The sequence below is a fragment of the Streptosporangium sp. NPDC049376 genome (genome assembly GCF_044466505.1).
In the GTDB taxonomy this organism is placed as follows: domain Bacteria; phylum Actinomycetota; class Actinomycetes; order Streptosporangiales; family Streptosporangiaceae; genus Streptosporangium.
Window position 1 is genome coordinate 70,822 of the sequence record NZ_JBITMT010000021.1, and the last position, 22,903, is coordinate 93,724.

The 22,903-nt window shown below is 72.2% G+C and carries 23 protein-coding genes; 7 read left to right on the top strand and 16 right to left on the bottom strand.

What is annotated here, in order from left to right:
- Positions 1-33: 33 nt before the first annotated feature.
- Genes ACIBVQ_RS34070 through ACIBVQ_RS34080 form a run of 3 tightly spaced genes read right to left on the bottom strand, consistent with a single transcriptional unit; the run spans position 34 to position 1,492 of the window.
- The gene (locus ACIBVQ_RS34070) at positions 34-966 is read right to left on the bottom strand and encodes a hypothetical protein (RefSeq protein WP_352013314.1); all 933 of its coding nucleotides are present in this window, start codon (positions 964-966) and stop codon (positions 34-36) included.
- Positions 963-1,175, bottom strand: coding sequence for a heavy-metal-associated domain-containing protein (locus ACIBVQ_RS34075; protein ID WP_399182579.1), 213 nt, complete (start codon positions 1,173-1,175; stop codon positions 963-965). Before ACIBVQ_RS34075 ends, ACIBVQ_RS34070 begins: the two co-directional genes overlap by 4 nt.
- 35 nt (positions 1,176-1,210) lie before the next feature.
- The gene (locus ACIBVQ_RS34080) at positions 1,211-1,492 is read right to left on the bottom strand and encodes a metal-sensitive transcriptional regulator (RefSeq protein ID WP_352013316.1); all 282 of its coding nucleotides are present in this window, start codon (positions 1,490-1,492) and stop codon (positions 1,211-1,213) included.
- 603 nt (positions 1,493-2,095) lie between these two features.
- Here ACIBVQ_RS34080 and ACIBVQ_RS34085 point away from each other — a divergent pair.
- The 3 genes from ACIBVQ_RS34085 to ACIBVQ_RS34095 all read left to right on the top strand — a co-directional run bounded on the left by ACIBVQ_RS34085 (position 2,096) and on the right by ACIBVQ_RS34095 (position 4,662).
- Positions 2,096-2,425: a hypothetical protein gene (locus ACIBVQ_RS34085; RefSeq protein WP_399182582.1), complete on the top strand. Its 330-nt coding sequence runs from the start codon at positions 2,096-2,098 to the stop codon at positions 2,423-2,425.
- Positions 2,426-2,568: 143 nt separating this feature from the next.
- On the top strand, positions 2,569-3,717 hold the full coding sequence (locus ACIBVQ_RS34090) for an NAD(P)/FAD-dependent oxidoreductase (RefSeq protein WP_362911878.1): 1,149 nt from the start codon (positions 2,569-2,571) through the stop codon (positions 3,715-3,717).
- Positions 3,718-3,804: 87 nt separating this feature from the next.
- Positions 3,805-4,662, top strand: coding sequence for a polysaccharide deacetylase family protein (locus ACIBVQ_RS34095; protein ID WP_399182584.1), 858 nt, complete (start codon positions 3,805-3,807; stop codon positions 4,660-4,662).
- Between the two features lie 110 nt (positions 4,663-4,772).
- Here ACIBVQ_RS34095 and ACIBVQ_RS34100 read toward each other — a convergent pair whose 3' ends face one another.
- The 3 genes from ACIBVQ_RS34100 to ACIBVQ_RS34110 all read right to left on the bottom strand — a co-directional run bounded on the left by ACIBVQ_RS34100 (position 4,773) and on the right by ACIBVQ_RS34110 (position 8,665).
- Positions 4,773-5,963, bottom strand: coding sequence for an MFS transporter (locus ACIBVQ_RS34100; protein WP_399182586.1), 1,191 nt, complete (start codon positions 5,961-5,963; stop codon positions 4,773-4,775).
- 55 nt (positions 5,964-6,018) lie between these two features.
- Positions 6,019-6,612 (bottom strand): helix-turn-helix domain-containing protein, encoded by a 594-nt coding sequence (locus ACIBVQ_RS34105; protein WP_352013321.1) that lies wholly within the window; start codon positions 6,610-6,612, stop codon positions 6,019-6,021.
- Between the two features lie 103 nt (positions 6,613-6,715).
- A complete protein-coding gene (locus ACIBVQ_RS34110; RefSeq protein WP_399182588.1) occupies positions 6,716-8,665 on the bottom strand; it encodes a Xaa-Pro dipeptidyl-peptidase in 1,950 nt (649 codons plus the stop codon).
- A 305-nt stretch (positions 8,666-8,970) separates the two neighbouring features.
- Here ACIBVQ_RS34110 and ACIBVQ_RS34115 point away from each other — a divergent pair, with 305 nt between their 5' ends.
- Positions 8,971-10,065, top strand: coding sequence for a hypothetical protein (locus ACIBVQ_RS34115; RefSeq protein WP_399182590.1), 1,095 nt, complete (start codon positions 8,971-8,973; stop codon positions 10,063-10,065).
- Positions 10,066-10,205: 140 nt separating this feature from the next.
- Here ACIBVQ_RS34115 and ACIBVQ_RS34120 read toward each other — a convergent pair whose 3' ends face one another.
- Complete coding sequence (locus ACIBVQ_RS34120) at positions 10,206-10,637, bottom strand: MarR family winged helix-turn-helix transcriptional regulator (RefSeq protein WP_399182591.1); 432 nt, start codon at positions 10,635-10,637, stop codon at positions 10,206-10,208.
- Positions 10,638-10,749: 112 nt separating this feature from the next.
- Here ACIBVQ_RS34120 and ACIBVQ_RS34125 point away from each other — a divergent pair, with 112 nt between their 5' ends.
- Positions 10,750-11,565, top strand: a complete 816-nt coding sequence (locus ACIBVQ_RS34125) for an alpha/beta fold hydrolase (RefSeq protein WP_399182593.1) — start codon at positions 10,750-10,752, stop codon at positions 11,563-11,565.
- A gap of 130 nt (positions 11,566-11,695) precedes the next feature.
- Here ACIBVQ_RS34125 and ACIBVQ_RS34130 read toward each other — a convergent pair whose 3' ends face one another.
- The 4 genes from ACIBVQ_RS34130 to ACIBVQ_RS34145 all read right to left on the bottom strand — a co-directional run bounded on the left by ACIBVQ_RS34130 (position 11,696) and on the right by ACIBVQ_RS34145 (position 13,534).
- Positions 11,696-12,283: a MarR family winged helix-turn-helix transcriptional regulator gene (locus ACIBVQ_RS34130; protein ID WP_399182595.1), complete on the bottom strand. Its 588-nt coding sequence runs from the start codon at positions 12,281-12,283 to the stop codon at positions 11,696-11,698.
- A gap of 34 nt (positions 12,284-12,317) precedes the next feature.
- A complete protein-coding gene (locus ACIBVQ_RS34135; protein WP_352013330.1) occupies positions 12,318-12,464 on the bottom strand; it encodes a hypothetical protein in 147 nt (48 codons plus the stop codon).
- On the bottom strand, positions 12,461-12,811 hold the full coding sequence (locus ACIBVQ_RS34140) for an ArsR/SmtB family transcription factor (RefSeq protein ID WP_399182597.1): 351 nt from the start codon (positions 12,809-12,811) through the stop codon (positions 12,461-12,463). Before ACIBVQ_RS34140 ends, ACIBVQ_RS34135 begins: the two co-directional genes overlap by 4 nt.
- 117 nt (positions 12,812-12,928) lie before the next feature.
- Positions 12,929-13,534 (bottom strand): hypothetical protein, encoded by a 606-nt coding sequence (locus ACIBVQ_RS34145; RefSeq protein ID WP_399182599.1) that lies wholly within the window; start codon positions 13,532-13,534, stop codon positions 12,929-12,931.
- A gap of 14 nt (positions 13,535-13,548) precedes the next feature.
- Between ACIBVQ_RS34145 and ACIBVQ_RS34150 the strand changes: the two genes are divergently transcribed.
- Positions 13,549-14,241: a TetR/AcrR family transcriptional regulator gene (locus ACIBVQ_RS34150; protein ID WP_399182601.1), complete on the top strand. Its 693-nt coding sequence runs from the start codon at positions 13,549-13,551 to the stop codon at positions 14,239-14,241.
- A 146-nt stretch (positions 14,242-14,387) separates the two neighbouring features.
- Here ACIBVQ_RS34150 and ACIBVQ_RS34155 read toward each other — a convergent pair whose 3' ends face one another.
- The 3 genes from ACIBVQ_RS34155 to ACIBVQ_RS34165 all read right to left on the bottom strand — a co-directional run bounded on the left by ACIBVQ_RS34155 (position 14,388) and on the right by ACIBVQ_RS34165 (position 20,070).
- Positions 14,388-16,274: a serine/threonine-protein kinase gene (locus ACIBVQ_RS34155; RefSeq protein ID WP_399182604.1), complete on the bottom strand. Its 1,887-nt coding sequence runs from the start codon at positions 16,272-16,274 to the stop codon at positions 14,388-14,390.
- Positions 16,275-16,401: 127 nt separating this feature from the next.
- Positions 16,402-19,044 (bottom strand): BTAD domain-containing putative transcriptional regulator, encoded by a 2,643-nt coding sequence (locus tag ACIBVQ_RS34160; protein ID WP_399182606.1) that lies wholly within the window; start codon positions 19,042-19,044, stop codon positions 16,402-16,404.
- A gap of 297 nt (positions 19,045-19,341) precedes the next feature.
- Positions 19,342-20,070 (bottom strand): TetR/AcrR family transcriptional regulator C-terminal domain-containing protein, encoded by a 729-nt coding sequence (locus ACIBVQ_RS34165; protein WP_399182608.1) that lies wholly within the window; start codon positions 20,068-20,070, stop codon positions 19,342-19,344.
- A gap of 86 nt (positions 20,071-20,156) precedes the next feature.
- Here ACIBVQ_RS34165 and ACIBVQ_RS34170 point away from each other — a divergent pair, with 86 nt between their 5' ends.
- A complete protein-coding gene (locus ACIBVQ_RS34170) occupies positions 20,157-20,990 on the top strand; it encodes an alpha/beta fold hydrolase (protein WP_399182610.1) in 834 nt (277 codons plus the stop codon).
- Between the two features lie 31 nt (positions 20,991-21,021).
- Here the strand turns inward: ACIBVQ_RS34170 and ACIBVQ_RS34175 are convergent, their stop codons facing one another.
- Both ACIBVQ_RS34175 and ACIBVQ_RS34180 read right to left on the bottom strand, forming a co-directional pair.
- Positions 21,022-22,137, bottom strand: coding sequence for a sensor histidine kinase (locus ACIBVQ_RS34175; RefSeq protein ID WP_399182612.1), 1,116 nt, complete (start codon positions 22,135-22,137; stop codon positions 21,022-21,024).
- Complete coding sequence (locus ACIBVQ_RS34180; RefSeq protein ID WP_399182614.1) at positions 22,134-22,796, bottom strand: response regulator transcription factor; 663 nt, start codon at positions 22,794-22,796, stop codon at positions 22,134-22,136. Before ACIBVQ_RS34180 ends, ACIBVQ_RS34175 begins: the two co-directional genes overlap by 4 nt.
- Between the last annotated feature and the right edge of the window lie 107 nt (positions 22,797-22,903).

The window sequence follows — 22,903 nt, forward strand, 5'->3', positions numbered from 1 at the left end:
CTCTCCTTTCTCGGTTCTCGGTTCGCGCCCTCGTCAGTGGGCGTGTCCTCCGTGGCCGCCGTGTCCGGCCTGCTCGCCGGTCCCCGAGGCCGGGGCGGCGGCCTGGCCGGTGCGCACGGTGAAGCTCGCGGTGCGCACGACCCCTCCGTGCTGGAAGTCTAGGAAGAGCCGGTAGGCGCCACGGCTGGGCACCTCGGTGTAGAAGGTGATCCCGGGGCCCGCGGCGGTCCTGCCGTCGCCGGGCTCCCCGTCGGGGTGAACGTGCAGGTAGGCCAGGTCCCCGTCGCGCAGCGCGACCAGGTGGCCGTAGGCGCCCAGGTAGGGCTGCAGGTCGGTGACGGGCCTGCCGTCCTTGGCGACGCTCAGGGTGAGCTTGCTCAACGCGCCGGGGGTCAGGTCACCGTCGAGGGTGACGGTGTAGCCGTCCACGGTGGTCGTACGGCTCGCCGCGGGCAGCGCCGCGGGCCTGTAGTCACCGGGGGCCAGCAGGTCGACGCCCAGGGTCAGCGCGTCGCCGCCCTCGGGGGCGAAGTCGGCGAACGCCCGGTAGGCGCCCGCGGCGGGCAGCGTCAGCGGCACCGACCACTCGCCGCCTCCGGCCTCCCGGGGGTGCAGGTGCCAGAAACCGCCGAGGTCGCGTGAGACGACGATGAAGTGCAGCTTCTTGTCGTGCTGGACCTGGTATCCGGTGACGGGCCTGCCGTCGGGGCCGGTGACGGTGAAACGGAAGTCCGTCTCCTGGCCGGGCTCGACGGTGGTGGTCCGCGGGGTCAGGGTGTAGCCGTTGTTCGACACTTGAAGTCCTTCCGGTACGGACGTCTCGCCGGGGGCGGGTGAGGCGGTCGTGTGGGGTGTGGCCTGGGGGGTGAGGCCGGCGGTGTCCGCCGCCCTGCCCGCGCCGAGGGCTCCGCCGAAGAGAACGGCGAGGCCGAGAAGGTAGGCCCCCAGCCTGGCTGGGGTGTTCATGCCGGATCGACCACTTCGTATCCGGCGGTCCGCACCGCGGCCCTGACCGCGTCGTCGCTGACCGGGCTCTGTCCGCTCACCGTCACCAGGCCGGTCGCCAGGTCCACCTCGACGCCGGTGACGCCGGGGACCTCGCCGACCTCCTCCTTGACGGAGCTGACGCAGTGGCCGCAGGTCATGCCCTTGACGGTGTATGTGGTGGTGCTCATCGTCTTCTCTTTCCGTTCTTCTCTCGTGTGCCCGGTCAGGACCTGACCAGGCGCGCGATGGCGTCGGTGGCTTCCTTGACCTTGCTGTCGGCCTCGGCTCCGCCCTTGGCGGCCGCGTCGGCCACGCAGTGGGCCATGTGCTCCTCCAGCAGGGACAGGGCGAAGGATCTCAGCGCGTGGTCGGCCGCGGACACCTGGGTGAGGATGTCGATGCAGTACTTGTCCTCGTCGACCATCCGCTGCAGGCCGCGGACCTGGCCCTCGATCCTGCGCAGCCGCCGGAGGTGGTCCTCCCTGTTCGCGGTGTAGCCGCTCATCTCCCTCTCCTCTCCGGTGGTCGCTTCACCCTTCACAACACGGTACCCCCCTACCGTATTCCGGACTCTCGGGACTCCGGTTCCCGGTTGATACCCTGGGGGGGTACTGGAATGACCATAACATACCCCCACGGGGTTGCCTCCCTCAAGGCGTGCGCGCCCCGTCGTGTCGATCGCAGAGAGTGTCGGATTCATTACTCATTGTTATTACATTGTTTGGAGTAATGGCACGGAATCGATGCCTTTGCCTCTCTGGGGTGACCCTTTCAAGGTCTTTCTCATTAGCGTGGTCTTTAAGTCCACGCCGTGTCGGCGTCTTTTTGAGATGCCTGAACGGTGTTCCCGGCGACCTGGGACCACCAGGGCGCATCCATCACGACATGGAGTGATCACTCATGGTCAAGCAGATTCTCGCGGCCGGTGCGATGGTGGCTTCCGCTCTCGCCGCCCCCGTGACGATGCCGGCTGAGATCGCCAACGCCTCGACGGCGCCTCAGGCCCTGTCGGCCGGTTCCGTGCACCTCACCCAGAGCAGCCTCGTCCTGCGGCCCTGCCGTCACGGCCGATGCCACCGCGGAGGCGGAGGCGGCGGTGGAGGCGGCGGTGGCGGTGGCGGCGGCGGAGGTGGCGGCGGCGGTAACCACAGCGGCGGCGGAGGCGGCGGTGGAGGCGGCGGCGGCGGAGGTGGTGGCGGTGGAGGTGGCGGTGGAGGTGGCGGCGGCGGCGGAGGAGGTGGTGGCGGCTGATCCCGCCCGAACTCTCCGCACATCCCGGATGTCCCTCCGGCCGGTCGAGGCCACACGGCCGTCCGCCGGGCAGGGGGAGACGGCCTCCAGGCCGTACGCCATCCGTTCTCCGGGGGGCGTCTCCGGCGTCAAGGAGAATTCCCTCTTGACGCCGGAGACGGTCTTCGCCGCCTTTCCGATGCTGTGAGAAACCGATGAGGTGAAAGGCCGATTCCAACCGAAACAATGGAATTCCGATGACCGGCCGCGGGTTTCCCGGCGGCCGGTTTCCGGGCCGAGAGGGAGGCGCCGAGGGGTTTCGCCGGGCCGTACGGTGGGAGGCTCATCGGCGTGGACGACATATGGGATCTTGTGGTCGTCGGCGGTGGTCCCGCCGGATCCGCCGCCGCCCTGCGGGCCAGGCAACTCCGTCCTGACGCCCGGGTGCTGCTGCTCGACAAGGCCGACTTCCCCCGCGACAAGGCGTGTGGTGACGGCATCGCCGCCCACGGGCACGACGAACTCGCCCTGCTGGGCCTGCCGGACCTGATCGCCGACCATCGACCGACGCGGCGCCTGTCGATCGTCTCGCCCGGGGGAGCGCGGGTCGACGCCACGGTCGCCAGACCGAACCACGTCGTCCCCCGTGCGGTCTTCGACGCCCGCCTGGTGGAGGCCGCCAGGGAACGGGGCGTGGAGGTCCGGCGCCACCGGGTCCGCGCCCTGGCCGTACGGCACGGGCACGTCGTCCTCGACGGCACCGTGACGGCCCGTGCCGTCGTCGGCGCCGACGGGGCCAACTCCGTCGTACGGCGCCTCATCGGCATGCCGGCCTCCCCGGGCAGGCACACCGCGATCGCCGTGCGCGGTTACGCGGACGTGCCCCTGGACGACGACGTCCAGCGCATCGTCATGCAGGGGGAGGGATGGCCCGCCTACGCCTGGTCGTTCCCCGTCGGGGACGGTAGCGCCAACGTCGGCTTCGGGATGCTGCTTCCCCGGCTGCGGGCGACCGGCCTGCCCGGACGCCGGGTCCTGCACGACAGGCTCGCCGAACTGCTGCCCCACCTGCCCGCCCGCGACCTGCGGGCCCACCACCTCCCCCTGTCCCCGGGCAGGCCGGGGGCCGGGGCGGGCAGGGTGATGCTCGCCGGCGACGCGGCCGGGCTGATCAACCCGCTGACCGGGGAGGGCATCTACTACGCCCTGCTGTCGGGCAGGCTCGCGGGCGAGGCCGCGACGCAGGCGCCGGACGACCCGCTGCCCCGGTACCGGGGAGAACTGGGCAGGGCGCTCGGGCGGCATCTGAGGACCACCGACGCGCTCGCCCTGGCCGCTCGTTCCCCCCGGTTCATCGACGCCGCGATCGGTGTCGCCGCCCGGCGGCGGGAGGTGTTCGACCTGCTGGTCGAGGTGGGGCTCGGGGCGGGGACCGTACCGCCCTCCCTGCTCTTCGCCGTGGCCCGCCGCTGGCTCGGCGAAGCCGTACGAGGAGCCTGACCTTCCGGGACTGTTGCCTTGATCACTCTTATGGTAAAGAAGGTTTCCAGTAAGGCGCCTCGACCTCCCCCCATCGAAAGGCCCTCTATGCGACTGCGTTCGCGTGTCCTGAGCATGATCGTGGCGTTAACGGCGGCGATGACCACCGCCACCCCCGCCCTGGCGGACGGGCCGACCGGCGACATCGTCTACGCCACCCGTAACGGCGGCAAGGTCGTCGCCCTCACCTTCGACGACGGCCCCTCTCCCGACTGGACCCCCAAGGTCCTCGACCTGCTGCGGAGCAGGCAGATCCGCGCCACCTTCTGCCTGCTCGGAAACCAGGTCAAGGCGCACCCCGAGCTGGTGCGCCGCATCGTCGCCGACGGCCACGCCGTCTGCAACCACACCGTCAACCACGACTCGCTCGCCGGCTGGACCCCCGAGGCGATCCGCGCCGACCTGACCGCGACCAACGACGCGATCCGCACGGCGGCGGGCGACCCCAACCTGCCCATCAGGTACTTCAGGGCCCCCTATGCCGCCTGGGGTGCCTCGCCGCAGGTCGCGGCCTCCCTCGGCATGTCGGCCCTGGCCTGGACGATGGACCCCTCCGACTGGGACGGTTCCCCGGCGGACGTGCTCGTCCAGCGGCTGAGCTCGCAGATCTACCCGACGGCCGTCTCGCTCTCCCACGACGGCGGTGGCGACCGCTCGGCGACCGTGGCCGCCTACGGGCAGCTGATCCCGCAGTGGCAGCAGGCCGGCTGGGGGTTCGAGCTGCCCGCGACCACCGGCGGGCCGTACCCGCCCGCGTGCACCTCGCCCGTCTGGCGTGGCCGTGACAGCTACAGCCAGGGCGACAGGGTCTCCCGCAAGGGGCACATCTACCAGGCCCGGTGGTGGACCCAGCTTGAGGACCCGGCCAACGCCTGGTGGGTGTGGGCCGACCTCGGCGCCTGCTGATCCCGGACGGCCCTCGGAAGGCCGGGCGAACCGTGCGGCGTCGTGCTGGCAACGTCCGTGGCGCCCGGGTCTGAAGGGGGCCGTTCTCCCGGTCCGGCCTGGACGGCGTGTCAGCAGGTGGCGGCGGCTCCGGCGCGCTCCTGGGCGAGGCTTTCCGCCGGCGACCGCCCCCTGGTACGGCCGAGCTCGGGCAGGAGGGACACCACCCCGAGCACGGCCAGCCCGGCGCCCAGCCAGAGGGGGGCGCGCAGCCCGAAGCCGTCGATGACCAGCCCACCGGCCGAGGAACCGATGATCACCCCGAGGGTGATGAAGGAGGCGTGGACGGTGTTGACCAGCGGCCCAGGGTTGCCCACCCGCTGGACGCGTACGGCCATCGCCGGGTTCATGGTCACTCCGACCAGCCCGACGCCCAGCATGGCGATCACCGCGGGAACGCTGAGGTGGGCGAACGCCGCGAACCCGGCCAGGAAGACCGTGTTGAGAACCAGCCCGGACAGCAGGACGCCGACGGTGTGCCTGTCGGCCAGGCGCCCGACGACGTGATTGCCGGCCACGGTGGCCGCGCCGTACGCGACGAGCAGGAGGGGAACGGTCTCCGAGGCGAACCCGGTGACCTGGGTGAGGATCGGGCTGAGATAGCTGAAGGCGGCGAAGGTCGCGCCGATGATGAGGGTGCTGGTCGACAGCGCCAGCCACAGCCGGCCGTTCCTGAAGACCGCCATCTCCCGCCTGAGACCGCCACCCTCGGCACGCCCGAGCCGGGGGACGCCCGCCGTCGTGGCGAGCGCGGCGACGACGGTCAGGGCGCCGACGGCCCAGAAGGCGGCGCGCCAGCCGAGCCGTCCGCCGATCAGCGTGGACAGCGGCAGCCCGAGCAGGGTGCCGAGCATCAACCCGTTCAGGACGACGGCGAGGGCACGGCCGCGCACCTCCGGGCGGCTCAGCCGGACCGCGACCGAGATGGCGACCCCGAAGAAGGCCTGGGAGGCGACACCGGTGACGACGCGCGCGACGATCATGATCGGGTAGGAGGGCGCGACGGCCGCGAGCACGTTGCCCGCCAGAAAGACGGCGAACAGCAATATGAGCGCGGGTTTCGGGCGTATCCGTACCAGTGCGACGGTCATCAGCGGTCCGCCGACCGACATGGCCACCGCGAAGGCGGTGATCAGATAGCCGATCTGGGAGATGGTCACGCCGAGTCCGCCCGCCATCTCGGGCATCAGGCCTCCGACGGCGAACTCGCTGGTCACCATGGCGAAGATGCCGATGGCCAGGACGTAGACGGCTCTGGGCAAGGGGAGCTCCTTTTTGCACCGATCGGTGTAGAACTTGGGCGTGAAAAGGCAGGAGTCAGGCCAGGGCGTCCATGGCCGTGGCCGCGATGGCCGCGACGGTGGCGTCGTCGGCGCCCCCCTGGGCGGCCACCCGGATCCCGGCGATCACGGCGTTGACGAACCTGGCGAGTTCGGCGGGGTCGCGGGTGGAGCCGATGTCGCCCGCGCGCTGCCCGCTCTCGATGACGGCGCTCAGGTCGGCGATCCGCCGTTCGGTGTCGCGGCCGAGCATCAGGGCGATCTCCGGGTCGCGGCCTGCGAGCTCCATCGTGGTGTTGACGGTCAGGCAGCCGAGGCCGTGGCCGTCGCGCCGGTTCTCCGCCTCCGTCCTGAGGATCCCGGCGAACAGCGCGCGGATCCGCTCGATCGCCGGCAGTTCGTGACTGTCGAGAATCCGCAGTTGGTCGGCGGTGGTGGCGTCCATGTAACGGGTCAGCGCGCGCTTGAACAGCTCACGCTTGTTGACGAAGGCGTTGTACACGCTGCTGCGGTCCAGGCCGAGCGCTTCGCACAGATCTCTGGTCGAGGTCGACTCGTAGCCGTTCGCCCAGAACGTGCGCATCGCGGTGTCCAGGACCCGGTCCTCGTCGAATGATCTCGGCCTCGCCATGAGAGCACGCTACCCGTTTTGCATCGGTCGGTGCAATATGGGGTGGGGTGTCCTCGTTCGTGCCGGTCAGGGGAGGGGCGGCGAGCGCCCCTCCCCGGGAGGGTCAGGAGAAGTTCGGCTCGGGAACCGGCAGGGTCACCCTGCCGGGGCCGCGCCAGGGGCCCAGTTCCTTGGGAACGTCACCGATGTGCAGCGCGCCGATCGCCAGCGGGAGCACCACCTTGCTCCTGGCCAGGTCGACGGTGACAACCGCCCCGGTCGGGCTCTCCGAGCTGTAGGTGGCGTCCGTGCCCGCGATCACGAAGCCCAGCCGGTGGCCCTTCTTGAAGGTGTACTCCTGCGGCAGGGTCTCCCAGCGGACCCTGCCGTACGTGCCGGGCGGCAGGGGAGTGGGCGCGCTGAGGGAGTCGCGGTTCTGCACGTCGATCCAGCCGCGGGCGACGATCTCCAGCGGGCGGGTGGCCAGGTTGGTGGCGACCTTCCGGTAGCAGGCGTCGTCGGCGGCCGTGCTCTCGCCGTGGCAGCTCTCCTCGGGAAGGGTGGAGATGCCCTGGCCACGGCGCCAGTCGACCCGGGTGTCCTCCCCGAAGTCGACCAGGAGCGCGGTCAGGTTCGAGGTCGGCCGGTCGAGCGCTACCCGCAGGTCGACGACGGGCGTCCCGGACAGGCGCAGGTCCAGGGGCAGGCTCCCGGTGGTGAAGGCCACTCTGCCCGGTGCCCCGGTGCCGACGTCGGCGACCATCGTCTCCTCGGACTGGCGCAGGTCGGTGAAGGAGGCCGTCTGCCCCCTGTGCGCCGGGACGAGGCCGAGCGAGCCGTCGGCCGCCGGATGGAAGGGGACCTTGAGGGACAACGGCTCCGGCCAGTCACGCTGGGTGACCCAGCGATCGACGCCGACCTGCACGTCGGCGCGGGGACGGCGCATGACGCCGTTGTCCACGCCGAGCAGCCAGTGGTCGAACCACTGGTGCAGGGTGTCGACCCAGACGTCACGGCGCCCGGCGAAGTCGAAGGGGTCGACGTGCTGGTACTGCCCGACCCAGATCTTGCGGGGCACGTTCCGCGCCGCGAGGGCCCGCCACCAGGTGGAGAAGTTGTCCGGCCTGACGTTGAGGTCGTTGACGGTGTGCACGGCGAAGACGCTGGCGCGCACCTTGGAGACGTCGGCGAGGGAGCCCGCGAGATAGTCGCGCTCGGCCCAGAAGGGGTTGTAGTCGCCGGTCGCGTCGCCGTCCTCGGCGTCCATCCGCGCCCGAGCCGCGGCGCACTTGGCGTCCGGGTCGGTGTCGACGTAGGAGGCCAGCCAGGACATGTAGTCGTAGTTGTAGACCACCCCGTTGGATCGCTGGTACCTGTACCAGGAGCTGATCGCCGAGATCGGGACGATGGTCTCCAGCCCCCGGACCCCGGTCGCCGCGACGGCGTTGGCCAGTGTGCCGTCGTAGGACTTGCCGATCATCCCGGACTTGCCGGTGGTCCAGTCCGCGGCGACGGGGGTGCCGTCCTCCCGGCGGGCGACGGCGCGGCCGTTCAGCCAGTCCACCACGGCCTTGCCGCCCAGCACGTCGGCTCGGCCGCCGCCGTCGGGGCAGCCGTCGGACCTGGTGGTTCCGTTCATGTCGACGTTGAGGACGGCGTAGCCACGTGGGACGAAGTAGTTGTCATAGAAGAGGGGGAATTTCGTGATATTTCCGGCGGCGTCGTAGACCTTCCGCTCGCCCTCGTTGCCCCGGCCCGCATTGTCGTAGTACGGGCTCTCGTCGATGATCACCGGGACCTTGAGCCTCGGGCCCGACTCCCTCGGCCTGATGATGTCGACGCGGATGCGGTCGGGGCGGCCGTCGGCGTCGCTGTCGGCACCCGACTCGACGTAGACGTGCTCGCGGACGGCGTCGGCGTAGGAGAAGACCGGCTGGCTCCGCCCCCGCTCGACGGTGATGGCGGGAGAGGTGCCGGTGGGGACGGTCGGGGCCGCGTTGGCGGGCGTGACGCCCGCCGCGACCACCGCCAGGGCGATGAGGACTGCTCGTAACTGTGGCACTGCCTGTGGCACGCGGAGCCTCCGGGGGGTCGAGAGAGACATCCGCAATATCGGTGGCGCCGGGTCGGTTAACAAGATTCCTTTACGGCTTTGACATCACCCTGGTTCTGGTGCGTGACATGTCGTATCCGTCGGCCGTACGGCCGTGCACACCGGGTGACACCGGCCCGCCCCGCGGCGGGCCGGGAAGCCCGCATGGAGCCGGTCGCGCGGCACGGAAGGTGTCGCGCGTGACGCCGTCGCCGAGGAGGTTCCCGCGGGGGACGCCACGGTCATCGGGCCGGGCGGCGCGTCCCGAGGGAACGTATCCTCGCGGAATGAAGATCGTACGCGGCACGATCGCCTCCCTGGCCGGTGACGCGGTCTCCCACCACGGCCCCGTGACCCGGCCGCGTCGCCTGGTCAGCAGCCCGCGCTCACGGGTGTGGCGCGCCGACATGGGCGGGACCGCCGCGGTGATCAAGCAGATCGTCGGCGGTGCGGACGCCGACGAGCGCTTCCGCCGCGAGGTGACCGCGCTGCGGCTGGCCGCACGGGCCGATCCGCCCCTGGTACCCGTACTGTTCGGCGCCGACCCCGGCCACCGGATCATGGTCATGGAGTGGCTCGACTCCGGTGAACCGCCCGCCGACTGGGCGGTCGGCTACGCGACCGCGCTGGCCCGGTTGCACGCGACGACGGACGCCGGTGACGCCGGGGCGCTGCCACGCTGGTCCCCGCCCGGCCCCGACGTCCTGGACGCCTTTTTCCGGCTGGCTGCTCGGCTCGGCGTCGCGGTCGCGCCGACCGTCAGGGCGGAGCTCGACGGCGTGCTCGACCGGCTGGGGCGGGAGAGGGGCCACGCCCTGCTGCACGGAGACCCCTGTCCTGGTAACGACCTGTACACCGGCGGCGGAACACGTTTCGTCGACTTCGAGCAGGCCGCCCTGGGGAACGGCCTGGTCGAACTGGCCTATCTGCGCGTCGCCTTCCCGACCTGCTGGTGCGCCACCGCCCTGCCCGGGCCGCTGCTGCGTCGCGCCGAGGAGGCCTATCGCGCCGCCTGGAACACCACCACGGGCACCGGGCCCCGGGGCGACCTGGCCGACGCGTGCGTCGGGTGGCTGCTGCGGGGAGACGCACTCGTCGAACGGGCCCGCCGTGACGGGACCGACCACCTGGCCGCGCTCGTCAAGGACGACTGGACCTGGGGTACGGCCACCGCCAGGCAACGGCTGCTCCACCGCCTCGGCGTCGTCGGTGAGGTCACCGCCGACACCGCCCTGGCCGGTGTCGGCGACCTCACGGCGATGATGCGCGACCGCATGCTCGATCGCTGGCCCACGCTGCGGCCGCTCTCTCCTGAGCGCCCGCCGGGGCAGCACGGCCTCCGGAGGCGGAACGTCCTCGACCGCATCAGGAACCGGTTCTGAGCCGCACCGCTGACGCGGCCGGTGAGGAAGCGGGAGCTCCCCGCCCGGTGAACAACCCCGACGTCCGGCCCGCCGGAACGGCGCGGCACCGAACCGGCTCCGCTCGGCCGTACGGGCGAGACGCGGCTCCTGGGCCAGGGTCACCTGTCAGGGCTCCGGGGGGTGAGATGGCGGGCCAGGGTCTCCAGGGCTGAACGCACTTCGGCCAGGGCGGTGTCGTCGGGGAGGACCTCGGCGAGGGTGGCGTCGACGGAGACGGCGCGCACCTCCTGGACGCGCTCCGACACACGTGGGTGGACCAGGGAACGGCGGCGGTCGCGCGGGTCGGGCTCGGTGACGACCGCTCCCGCCTCGCGCAGCCGGGCCACCGCGGCCGAGACGGCGCTCTGCGGCAGGCCGGTGCGGACGGCGATCTCACCCACCGCGCTACCCGGGTGGTCCCGCAGGTCGTTGACCACGATCAAGACCGTACGGGTGCTCGCCGCGTGGTCGCCGACCCCCTCGGCCGGAAGTGCCCGCTCACCGAGCTTCATCAAGGTACGGCCCAGCACGAACAGCTCGATTCCATTCACCCGGTAGACGATACATCAACCTTGATGCATCAATTTTGATGTATCAAGGTTGATGCTTTATGGTCGACTCCGGGCGAACAAGCCATACGAACCATCCGAAAGGACCCCTCACATGAGCGAGCTGCGTGTTCCCGGCGCCACCCTGCACTACCAGGTGCGTGGAACCGGCCCGATGCTGCTGATCTCGCAAAGCGGCGAGGGCGACGCCGACCGCACCGTCGACCTGGTGGAGCACCTCGCCGGCGATTTCACCGTGGTGACCTACGATCGGCGTGGTCTGTCCCGTAGCGCGCTCGACGAACCGGCGCGCGGCGCGACGATGGCCGAGCACGCCGACGACGTGCACCGGCTGCTCGCCGAGCTCACCGACCAGCCCGTCCGGATGCTCGGCTGCAGCCTGGGCGCGGTTGTCGGCCTGCACGTGGCGGTCAGGCACCCGGACCAGATCGGCACACTCGTCGCCCACGAGCCGGTCGCGCCCCGTCTGCTCCCAGACGACCGGCGGGCCCGGCACGAGCGCGAACTGGCCGAGGTCCAGGCGCTCTACGAGCGCGAGGGCCTGACCGCCGCGTTCAAGGCCATCGCCGACGTCCTGGGCATCGACCCGGCCAACCCCGACGCCGAGCCCGGCCTCACCCCGCAGCCGATGACACCGAACCGGATCGCCAACTTCGACTACTTCATCCGGCACGACTTCTCGGCCGTCATCACCGACACCCTCCCGGTCGCCCGCATCGCCCACACCCGGACCCGGATCGTCCCGGCCGTCGGAGCCACCACCCCGCACCACGTCTTCGACTACCGGTGTGCCGAGGCGCTGGCCGCCCTCCTCGGCACCCAGGTCGTCCGCTTCCCCGGCGGGCACAACGGCAACACCGCACACCCCCGCGGCTACGCCACCCTGCTCCGGCGGATCCTCCAGCCCTGACGCCCTTCTCCGCACCGCGCCGGCCCGGCATCACCGGTTCGCGTCCACGGCGGACGGCTTCACCCCGCGCGGGACGCTCCGACACGGCGCCACCGGGGGTGACCGTCAGCCCTGGAACGGTTTCACCGTCTCACGTGCGGGGACGGGGCCCGGGACCGGTCTGACGGCTCCTGGCGGCCCGGCCCCGTGCGGCGGACCTGCCGACGCTGCGCAGCAGGACGCGCATGGTCCGGTCGAGGACCCTGCGCTCCTCGGCGGTGAGCCCGGACAGCAGCAGGGTGAGGCTGGCCACGTGCTCGGTGAGCGCGGCGTCCGCGGTCTCACGACCCTTCGGGGTGAGCGTGACCCGCACGCTCCTGCGGTCGTCGGGGGCGAGGGTGCGCTCGATCAGCCCCGCCTGTTCGAGCCGGTCGAGCCGGTTGGTCATACCGGCCCGCGACATCATCAGCGCCGAGGAGAGTTCGGAGGGGGTCAGTGTGTACGGCGGGCCGGAGCGTCTCAGCGAGGCGAGCACGTCGAACTCCCCGCGGCGCATGCCGTACCGGGCGGAGGCCTCCTCGACCGCGGGGACGATGAGGCGGGAAAGCCGGGTGAGCCTGCCGAAGATGCCCATCGCGGCCAGGTCCAGGTCGGGGCGCTCGTGCCGCCACTGGGCGAGGGCGGCGTCCACGGCGTCCCCGCGGCCGCCGTCGTCCCTGCGTGCGCTGCCTTGACTCATGGGGGAATCATATTCGGCCCGTTACATTTGGATGTCAGATTGTTTGACCTGCGGTGAACCGGCTGCCCTGGTTGCTCCGCCTCGAACACCAGCTCCCGGGGGCGTCGATGACCCGGGAGATCACAATCTCGCGGTCGGCCGTGGCGGACCGCTCCGGCGCTCCCCGCCCCGTCTCGCTCATCGGTTGTCTCCTTCCTGAATTGCCTGCTTGAGGTCCTGCACGTAGGCGTCCAGCCGGTCGAAGCTCTCGTTCCAGAACCGTTCGAACCCGCCGGTCCACTCGTGGACCGGTCGCAGCCCCCGGGCGTCGAGGCCGTACAGGCGCTGTTTGCCCGACCTGCGATCCCGCACCAGCCCGACCTCCCGGAGCACCCGCAGGTGTTTGGACGCCTGCGGCTGGGTCATCCCCAGCTCCTGGGCCAGCTCGGTCACCGGCCGCTCGCCCGTCCGCAGCAGCGCCAGGATCTCCCGGCGCTGCGGTTCGGCGATCGCGTTGAAGACGTCCGACGTCGTCGCTGCTCGTGCCATGACCATCATCATATGCCTATATCGGAATGTTTAAATCCGGGGGAGGAGGCCGGGGCAACGGGACACCAGGCCTCGTCGTGGAGGCGGCGGACCAGCACGGATGCCGGCGCGTGCCGCTCAGGCGGTGGGGGCGCCGAACCAGCGGGTGGCGGCGCGCCGGAACGCCTCGGGGTCGGGGTCGGGGTCCTCGGCCCAGGCCACGACGCCGTCGGGCCGGATCAGCAGGGCGCCGAGTCCGAGGTCGTCGGCGACCGGGCCGGGGGCGTGGCGGACGCGGCCCTGCCAGCCGGCCGTGGTCTCCCGCAGGCTCTGCGCGGCGGTGAGGTCGACGGCGACGCCCTGGCCTTCACGCAGCAGGTCTCCAAGGTGGGTGCCGTCGCGGAAGCGGAAGTCCGGGGCGGTGAAGCCGACGACCCGCTGGTCGCCGCCCAGGTCGTAGCGGTGGGCGAGCCCGGAGGTGGCGCGGAAGACATGGGTGGTGCCGTCGGCGGTGCGCAGCAGGTCGTGGACGATCCGCGCGCCGAGCGCGACCGCCCGCTCCTCCAGGACGCCGGTGACCGCTTCGAGACTGGTCATGATCCCTTCCGACGCGGGGCCGGGCAGCCGGGGCGGGAGGGCACCGGTATCGACGTCGGCGGCGTCCAGGCGCAGGCCCGCGAAATGGCTCACGTCGCGCGGGGCGGACACCTCGCGCGCGCCGACCTGCCGCGCGTCGACAGTCACGAAGGCGCAGGCAGGTGCTCTCGCGTGAGCGCATCATCGAGGCGGCGGTCGGGCTGCTGGACACGGCGGGGGCCGGGGCTCTGACGGTCCGCGCGCTGTCGGAGCGCCTGTCCACCGGATCCGGGGCCATCTACCACCACGTCGGAAACATGGGCGAGTTGCTGCAGGCCGCGACCGAGAGCGTCGTCGTCGCCGCCCTTCCCGCCCCGCAGGAGTCCGCGACGGATCCCGGGGCCGAGGACACCGGCCGCGAGCGGATCCGCGCCGCCGCCCTCGGCCTGTACGACGCGGTCGCCGAACACCCCTGGCTCGCCGTCCAGCTCGCCGTGCAGGTCACCCGCAGCCCCTGGGGAACGGTGACACCCCGGATCTTCGAGAGCATCGGCGGGTGCGTGCGCACGCTGGGCGTTCCACGGAGCGACTGGTTCGCCACGACCTCGACGCTGGTGCACTACATTCTTGGCGCCACCAGCCAGAACGCCCAGCCCTCCGACACCGCGGACGACATCGGGGTCCCGCGGGCCGGTGCGCGGCGCGCCGAATTCCTCGACTCCGTGTCCAAGGCGTGGAAGAGCCTCGACGCCGGTGACCACCCGTTCCTCCACGACATCGCCGACCAGATGCGCAAGCACGACGACCGGGAGCAGTTCCTCACGGGCATCGACCTCATCCTCGCCGGCATCACCGCCGTCAGCCGCCCTTCCTGAACCCGCGCCCACCGGAGAACCGGCCGGCCAGCCGGCGACGCTCACTTCCCGGTTTCCGGGTCACCCGGCATCGTGGACGGCATGAACGGGAACAGGCGGACGTCGAGGCCCTCGACGTCCTGCTCGGCCGGTCACGCCCCAGGAGGTCACCCCGGTGTCGCGGTCAGGGCGAAGTCGTCCACCGTCACCGTGACGGAGGTGTCGGTGGCCTTACGAGACAAGAAGGTCAGCAGGCCGGCCCCACCCGGGACCTGGAGCCCGGAGGTCGCGTCCGTGACGGAGAGCAGCCAGTCCGGCTCGGCCGCACCGACGGCCCAGACCTTGCCGCGGATCCTGGTCGGCGACGTGCCGGTGACCTGGACGCGTACTCGCATCGCGATGCCCGCGCCCGCTGTCAGCCGGGGGACCCACAGCGGCTGCGCGAGGTCGATCTCACCGCGGCCCGCCTCGTAGCGGATCAGCTGGAGCAGAACCTTGCCGTTGGGCCGCAGGCTCACGTGCGCCCGGTAACTCCCCACCGCCGGGACCCTGCGCCCCACGGCGGTCACGTAGATCCCGCCCCCGGTGGGGGGCCTGTCGCCGGCGAAGGTGAAGCCGAGGTCGGTTCCGGTCTCCTTCACCCCGTCCAGGTAGGCGCTGGAGCCGGTTCCGGAGGACGTCGTGATGCGGCCCTTCCCACCGTCCACCGAGTAGTCGCTCTCCGGAACGCCGACCGACCAGTGACGCTTCCCGTCGTCCGTCGTGCCGAATCCGGTGCTGACCGTGCGTCCGAACGTGTCGGACACCCGCAGCCCCCCGCCCGGGGTCACCGATGCACCCGGACTCGCCGACCCGCTGGGCGAGACCCCTCCTGAGCTCGACGGCGAGGCAGGCGGGGGCCCAGAGGTGGGAGCGGAGGCGGGCGAGGTGCCCGGCCCGCCGGTGCCTGAGGACGCCTGGGACCCCGCCCCGCCGAACGGCCGTAACCAGGTGAGCGCCCCCACCACGACCGCGACCAGTGCCGCCGCCACGGCGAGCGCCCTACGGCGGCCCCGCCCGGCGGCCCACCCGATGAACACCGGGGCCCGCGCCGAGGGCGGAGCCGTGGGCTCCCCGGTGGGTCCCACGGCGTCCTCATGACCGGCCGTCCCGGCAGTATCCCGGCCGCCGGCCGGGTCCGGCGTTCCCCGATCGCCGGCCGGTTCTGCGGCGAGGCGGCTGCCCAGGCTGGTGAGTTCCACGATCGACCTGCCGCGGCCGCCGGAGACCGGGTCGATCAGGCGGGACAGCAGCTCGCCCGCCTTCGGCCGGTGCGAAGGGTCCTTCTCCAAGGCGGCGGCGACCGAGTCGCGCAACGGCGGCGGGACCGCTGACAGATCCGGTTCGTGGGTGACGATGCGGTTCAGCACGTCCGCGACGCTCGCGGCGGCGAACGGGGAGGTGCCGGTGGCGGCGAAGATCATGGTGCCCGCCCATGCGAAGACGTCCGAGGCGGGTGAGGCGGGGGAGCCGCCCAGCTGTTCGGGCGCGAGGTAGGCGGGGGTGCCGATGAGCCCGCTGGTCATGGTGGTGACACCGTCCGCGCGGGCGATGCCGAAGTCGACCACCCGGGGACCGTCCGGGCCGAGCAGCACGTTGCTCGGTTTGAAGTCGCGGTGCACGACGCCGGCCGCGTGGATGGCGGCCAGGGCCGTCGTGGTGCCGACGGCCAGCCGTTCCAGCTCGCCGCCGCGCAGGGGGCCGTGCTCGTGCACCCGTTCCGCCAGCGTCGGCCCGTCCACGAACTCGCTCACCACGTACGGCCGCGGCCCGTCCGGCACGGCCGTGAGCACGCGGGCGGTGCAGAAGGGCGCCACGCTCTCCACCGCCGCCAGCTCGCGGGCCAGACGGGCGCGGGCCTCGGCGTCGGCCCTGATCAGCACCTTCACCGCCACGCGCTGCCCGACCGGGTCGCGGGCCAGGTAGACGATTCCCTGTCCGCCCTCCCCGAGGCGGCCCAGCAGCTCGAACTCACCCAGACGCGGAGGATCCTCAGGGGCAAGAGGGGCAACCATGCTCCATACGGTACTGATCCGCTCAGTCAAGTTCGAGGCGTCCGGGTCGAGCTCCCGCGTCCAACGCGACGAGCGCGTCCTTCCTCTGGACTGACGACAGGAAGCCAACAGGGGCGGTGCTGAGCCGTCAGAGCAGGTCGCTGATCAGGGCGGCGAGGAGGTCCAGCGCGGTCGCCCTGCCGGGTTCGTCGGCGATGCCGTCGAAGATCTTGAATGCGTCCTCGGCCAGTTTGCGCGCCGCCTCGCGGTCGCCCTCAGCCCGGTTGACCCGGGCCAGGGCCAGCAGCGCGTGCGCGTCCAGCAGCCGGTCGCCGAGCCGTACGGCGATGGACCTGGCCCGCTGCGCGCAGTCCCTGGCGTCGGGCACCCGCCGCTGCGCCAGCCGTGCCGCGGCCAGCTCCAGCAGGGTGTCGGCGTGCCGGTGCCGGTCGCCCCGGTCATCGAAGAGGCCCGCGGCGGCGGTGAGCCGGTCGGCCGCCTCGCCGGGGCGGCCTGCCCGCCGCAGCACCGCGCCAAGCGCCTGCTGCGCCTCGGCGCCGGCCCTCCCGCCGCCGAAGGCGCGCAGAGAGGAGGTCAGCTGGCGTTCCGCCTCGTCCAGGTGGCCCTGTTCCAGGTGAACCTGGCCGATCCTGCGCCGGACCTGCGCGGCTTCCTTGCCGCTGGACGTACCGGGACCCGTGAACACCCCGAGCGCCCGGGTGAGCAGGTCCAGCGCCTCCGCCCACCGGCCCTCGGCCCGGTACAGGTCGCCCTGGTCGCGCAGGAGCAGGGCCTCGGCGCGGGCGTCACCCGTGCGCCGTGCCGCCGCGAGGCCGGTCTCGGCGACCGGCCGCCAGTCGTCCAGGAAGCGCCGCCGTTCCAGGAACGGGCCCAGCAGATGCGCGAGCCGCCACGCGCCCTCGTCGAGGCCGGCCCCGTACAGATCACCGACGAGGGCGGCGAGGAACGCGCGCTCAGCGACGAGCCACTCGACCGACTCCTTGATGTCCCCGGTCACGAAGCCGCGCATGCTCGGCTCACCGGAGACCAGCGGGAACCGGGACGCCTGCACCCGGGCGATCACGACGACCTGGAGCCGCGCGAGCGCCTCCCGTACCGCATGCACGCCCTCCTCCTCGACCAGCCGTTCGCGGGCGTAGAGCCGGGTCAGGTCGTGCATGCGGTAACGGACCTGGCCCGCCACGTCCACGGTGTGCGCCTCCAGCAGGCCGGCGTCCACGAGCGCGTCGGCCTGGTCGCCGAAGACGTGGACGGCCCAGTCGGCGACGTCGGGGGCCGACAGCGCGCCCAGCAGTCGCGTCATTCGGCGCGCCGGCATGGGCAGGCCCTCGTAGCCGACCGCGTACACGCTGCGGATCGTCTGGTCGCCCGAGTGAAGACGGTCCAGCCGCACGCGCTCGTCCTCCAGCAGGCCCGCGAGGTAACCAGGGGTCCAGCCCGGTCTGGTGGCCAGGCGGGATCCGGCGATGCGCAACGCGATGGGCAGCCCGCCGCAGAACCGCATCAGCTCCCGCACCCCGCCGTCGTCCGCCCGCTCCTCGCCGATGAGCTTGACGAGCAGGTCACGGGCCTCGCCGTCGTCCAGGACGCCCAGCGGCAGCCGTACGGCGCCGGTCAGCCCGCCGAGCGCCGACCGGCTGGTGATCACGGTGGGGCATGAGGTGAGCAGCGGCCGTACCTGGGACTCGTCGGTGGCGTCGTCCAGCACGACGAGCATGCGGCGGTTGGCGGTGTAGGTGCGCAGCAGCCGCTGCCGCCGGCCCTCCGACGCCGGTACCGCCTGGGCCGGGCAGCCGAGCCAGCGCAGGAAGTCCTCCAGGATCGCGCCGGGCCGGGTGGTCTCGCGCAGGTCCGCGTACAGGATCCCGTCGGGGAAACGCTCCCTGTGCCGCCAGGCGGCGTGTACGGCGAGCGCCGACTTGCCCACCCCGGCCGGGCCGTGCACGACGACCAGGCCGGAGAACACCTGATCGAGCAGGTCGGCGCGGCCGGTGAAGTGGGCGACGTCCCGCGGCAACAGCACCGGCGGGCCCGCGGAGACGTGCAGCATGACATCGTCGTGCAGCATGCGGTGGTAGAGAAGCTGCAGCTCGGGGTCGGGCTCGATGGCGTGCCCGCCGTCGAGTTCGTCGCGCAGCGCCGTGTACGCGGCCAGCGCCTCCACGCGCCGCCCGCTGCGATAGAGCGCCAGCATGAACTGGCCGCGGAAACGCTGCCAGAGCGGGTGCTGCGCGACCAGCATCCGCACCTCGGACAGCAGCTCGCGGTGCCGGCCCGCGTCCAGGTCGAGCTCGATCCGGCGCTCCAGGGCGAGCAGGCGAAGCTCTTCGAGCTCCTCGCGCAGCCGCCCGGTCTCGGCCCAGCGCCGCGCGTCAGGGTCCACGTCCGCCAGAACCGGTCCGCGCCACAGGTCCAGCGCCTCCCGCAGCTTCCCGCTGTCGCGCCCGGACAGCCCTTCCTGTATGAGCCGCCGGAAGCGGCCGACGTCGAGCTGGTCGTCGTCGATGGCCAGCGTGTACGTGCCGGACACGGTGGTGATGACGTCCTGGCCGATCAGCTGCCTGAGCCGGCCGACGTAGCCGCGGATCAGCGAGTCCGACCGGTCACCCTCCTCCAGCGGCCACAGCAGCTGTCGCAGCCGCTCGACGGTGAGCGGTCGGCGGGCGTTGAGCGCGAACATCGCCAGCAGGTCACGGTGCTTCGGAGCGGTGGGAGTGCGATCCTCTGCGCCGTCACGTATCGACAATGCCCCCATAATCCGAAATTCCATGACAAATCCCCGGGTACGGCGGGCAGGATGTGGCGTCAAAGCCCCCACGATCCCACAGCTCCACCGCGTCTCGCGCCGGGATTCCCCACCATTCCTGACCAATGAGCAGGTGTCGGTTTCCGAAGCCGAGCTGGTCCCGCAGCCCCGGTCAGCCCGGCCGAGCCTGGGCGGCGACGGCGTGTCGTGCAACCTCAGGACGGCGGCGCCCGCCGCGGCCCACGCCGCCGGGGCGCGGCCGACGGCTCGCCCAGGCGCCCTCGCGCGCGAGAGCCGTCGCGGTACCGTACGTCGCCGGCGCTATGACGGGGACGGGGCCGCGCACCGGGTGGCGAGGCCGTCCAGGAGGCAGCCGAGGCCGAACGCGAAGCGCCGCTCGCTCTCATGCTCGACGTCGATCTCACCCGTGGTGGCCATCCGGCCGGCCAGCGTCGGGTGGCGTTCGGCGACCTGGCGTAGATACTCGGCCGCCCGCTCGTCCCATTCGGACCCGGTCCCGCTCATGCGGGCCAGCGTGTCGCGCCAGGCGACCTCCGCGATGACCGCGCCGACCACGTGGTCGTTGACGGCGGCCATGGCGGCGTCGAGGTCGGAGCCGGTGAACCCGGCGTGCTCCAGCAGGCGCAGCCCGGTCTCGGCCAGGGCGAGCGCGTTCGGGCCGAGGTTGGGCCTGACGGTCAGCTCGGACAGGGCCCACCGGTGGCGCAGCAGCATGGCGCGGTTGCTGCGGGCCAGCGCCGCCAGGCCGTCCCGCCAGCCGGACGTGCCGGGGCCGGCGCTCACCTCGGCCAGTACGCGGTCGAGGGCCAGTTCCAGCAGGTCGTCCTTGGTGTGGACATACCAGTACAGCGACCCGGCGGTCACCCCGAGGGAGGTGGCGACGCGACGCATCGACAGGCCGCGGTGGCCTTCGGCGTCGAGGACGGCGACCGCCACGTCGACGATCCGCTCGCGGGTGAGCTGGCGGTCGCGCGGCGGCCGCTCGGGACGCAGCCACACGGACCCGCCGGAGGACTCTGACGACGGCACGCGATCACCCTACCCGCCTTGACGTCGCCTTCCGATTCCCTTATACAACGTTCAATACTGTTAAACGATGTTTAAGGAGGAGTCGGATGTCCGCTCCCACCCCGCTGTTCCGCGCGAACGGCCCGCTGGCGGGTGAGGTGCACGTGAGCGTGCTCGGCCCTGAGTCCGGGCCGCCTGCGGTCCTCGTGCACGGCTCCACGAGCTGGGGCGACGACCCGGTGTACGGTTTCGCGGCGCAACGCCCGCTGGCCGGCCGGTTCCGGCTGCTCCTGATGGACCGCCGGGGCTACGGCGGCAGCCCGGACGCCGGGGACAGGTTCCCCGGCGACTACCTGGCCGACGCCGACGACGTCGCCGGACTCCTCGGCGAGGGCGCGCACCTGGTCGGCCACTCCTACGGCGCCGTCGGAGCCATGATCGCGGCGGCGCGCAGGCCGGAGGCGGTGCGCTCACTCACCCTGGTCGAGCCAGGCTGCTATCAGGCGGCCGCCGACCACCCCGCCGTGGCCGAGGCGCTGCGCGCCAACCGCGCCGCCTACGCCGACCTTCCCGACCTCACACCCGAGGAGTGGCTGCGGACCGCCGCCGACTCGGTCGGCACGCCGGAGCCGGAGACAGGCGATCGGCGGTTGCGCGCGGCCGCCACGGCACTGCGCGAACGCGTCTGCTGGGAGGCGGGTCTCCCTCTGCCGGCGCTGCGGGCGGCGGCCTTCCCCAAGCTGGTCGTCTCGGGCACCTGGGAGGAGGCCCCCGGGCCGTACCGGGAGCGCGGCGGTGTCCCTCTCATGGCCTGCGCGCGCGTCACCGCCGAGCGGATCGGAGCACGGCACGAGCAGGTGCCGGGCAGCGCCCACTACCCGCACGTCGAGGCGCCGGAGCGGCTCAACGCGCTGCTCACCGCCTTCTGGTCCGGCGCGTGAACGGCCGCCCTCGCGTGGTCGTTCCCCGACGTCAGGGGCGGTTCGGATGAGCTTCGGAGGCGAACCAGACGGTGATGGACAAGCCGCCTTCGGGGCGTGCGCCGGCGATGAGGGTGGCGCGGTGCGCCTGGGCGACGGCGTTGACGATGGCGAGGCCGAGGCCGTAGCCGTCGTGGTGGCCGTGACGATCGGGTGCCAGTCTCTGGAAGGGTTGGAAGAGGCGCTGGATCTGGTCGCCGGGTATGACCGGTCCGCTGTTGGTGACCGTAAGGGCCACCTGGGTGCCGGAGGACTGAGTGGCGACCCTCACGTGCCCGTCCGGGCGGTTGTGGCGGATGGCGTTGTCGATGAGGTTGGCGACGAGGCTTTCGATCAGTCCCGGGTCCCCGGCCGTCACCGCGGGCGACAGGTGTTCGGTGAGGTCAACGCCCTTCTCCGCGACCTGGTGACGGCGGGAGGCGAGCACTCCTTCGACGATGTGGGCAAGATCGAGGGCGTCCCGGCGGGTGACGCCGCGCTCGCCGGTGGCCAGGGCGAGCAGTGCCTGGACGAGCCGCTCCTGGTGTCCGCCGAGGGCGAGGGCCTCCTGGCAGGCCGAGCGCAGGGTTTCGGTGTCGGCGTCGGTGTCGGCGAGGGTGACTTCAAGGAGGGTGCGCAGGCCGGCGAGCGGGGTGCGCAGCTCGTGGGAGGCGTTGGCGACGAAGTGGCGCTGGGCGTCGAAGGAGGCCTGAAGGCGGGCGAACAGGTCGTCGAGGGTGTGGCCGAGTTCGGTCAGCTCGTCCATGGGCTCGCCGAGGTCAAGGCGCCGGTGGAGGTCGCCGGCGGAGATGATTTTGGCGGTGGCGGTGATGGCGCGCAGCGGACGCAGGAACCGGCCGGAGACGAACCAGCCGAGGACCAGGGCGACGGGAATCAGAAGGGCCAGGGCGACGGCGGATCCCGTGAGAAGTCGGGGAGGGCCGATCCATGGCCCGGCTTCGGCGATCGCACCCGGCGAAGGACGGCCTGCGGACGTGGCCGCGTCGACGCTGGCGAGCGGGACGGCGACGAACAGGAGCACGAGGACTCCGGCGGCGTAGACGCCCGCCGCGTAGGCGAGCGCGAGCCGCGTCTGCAAGGACCTTCCGGCGAGCCGCAGGCGGGTCATGACGGTCCGATGCGGTAGCCGCCTTCGCGGACGGTCTCGATCACGGGCGGGTCGCCGAGCTTGGCCCGTAGCCGGTGCACGGTGTGCTTGACGGCGCTGCTGAAGGGATCGGCGGCCTCGTCCCAGACGCGCTCAAGGAGTTCCTCGGCGGAGACGACCAGGCCGGGTACGGCGAGCAGGCATTCGAGCAGGGCGAACTCCCTGGGGCTCAGCTCAAGGCGCCGACCGGCCCGGAACGCGGCACGGCGGGCCGGATCGAGGGTGATGTCCCCACATGCCAGGGTCGGCGGCAGCGGCGGGGTGGCACGGCGGGCCAGGGCACGGACGCGGGCGACCAGTTCGGTGAACGCGAACGGTTTGGGCAGGTAGTCGTCGGCGCCGAGACCCAGCCCGTCGACACGGTCCTCGACCGTGCCGGAGGCGGTGAGCATCAGTACACGGGTCACACAGCGGCTGTGGGCGAGTCGCCTGCAGATCTCGTCCCCGTGGACGCCGGGCAGGTCGCGGTCGAGGAGCACCACGTCGTAGCGGGTGGCGGCCAGGCGCTCAAGGGCGGTGGTTCCGTCCAGGACGACGTCGACGGCCATGCCCTCGCGGCGCAGCCCGGTTCCGATGGAGCGGGCGAGGATCTCGAAGTCCTCGACGACGAGGACTCTCACCGCTCACCGCCGCTCGTCGCGCGGGCAGGACGGCCGGTCCGGCCGCCGGGTCGGGAAGGCATGGGTCAACGATGCCAGATCCCCGGTCGCAGCCAGGTCGCAGCGGC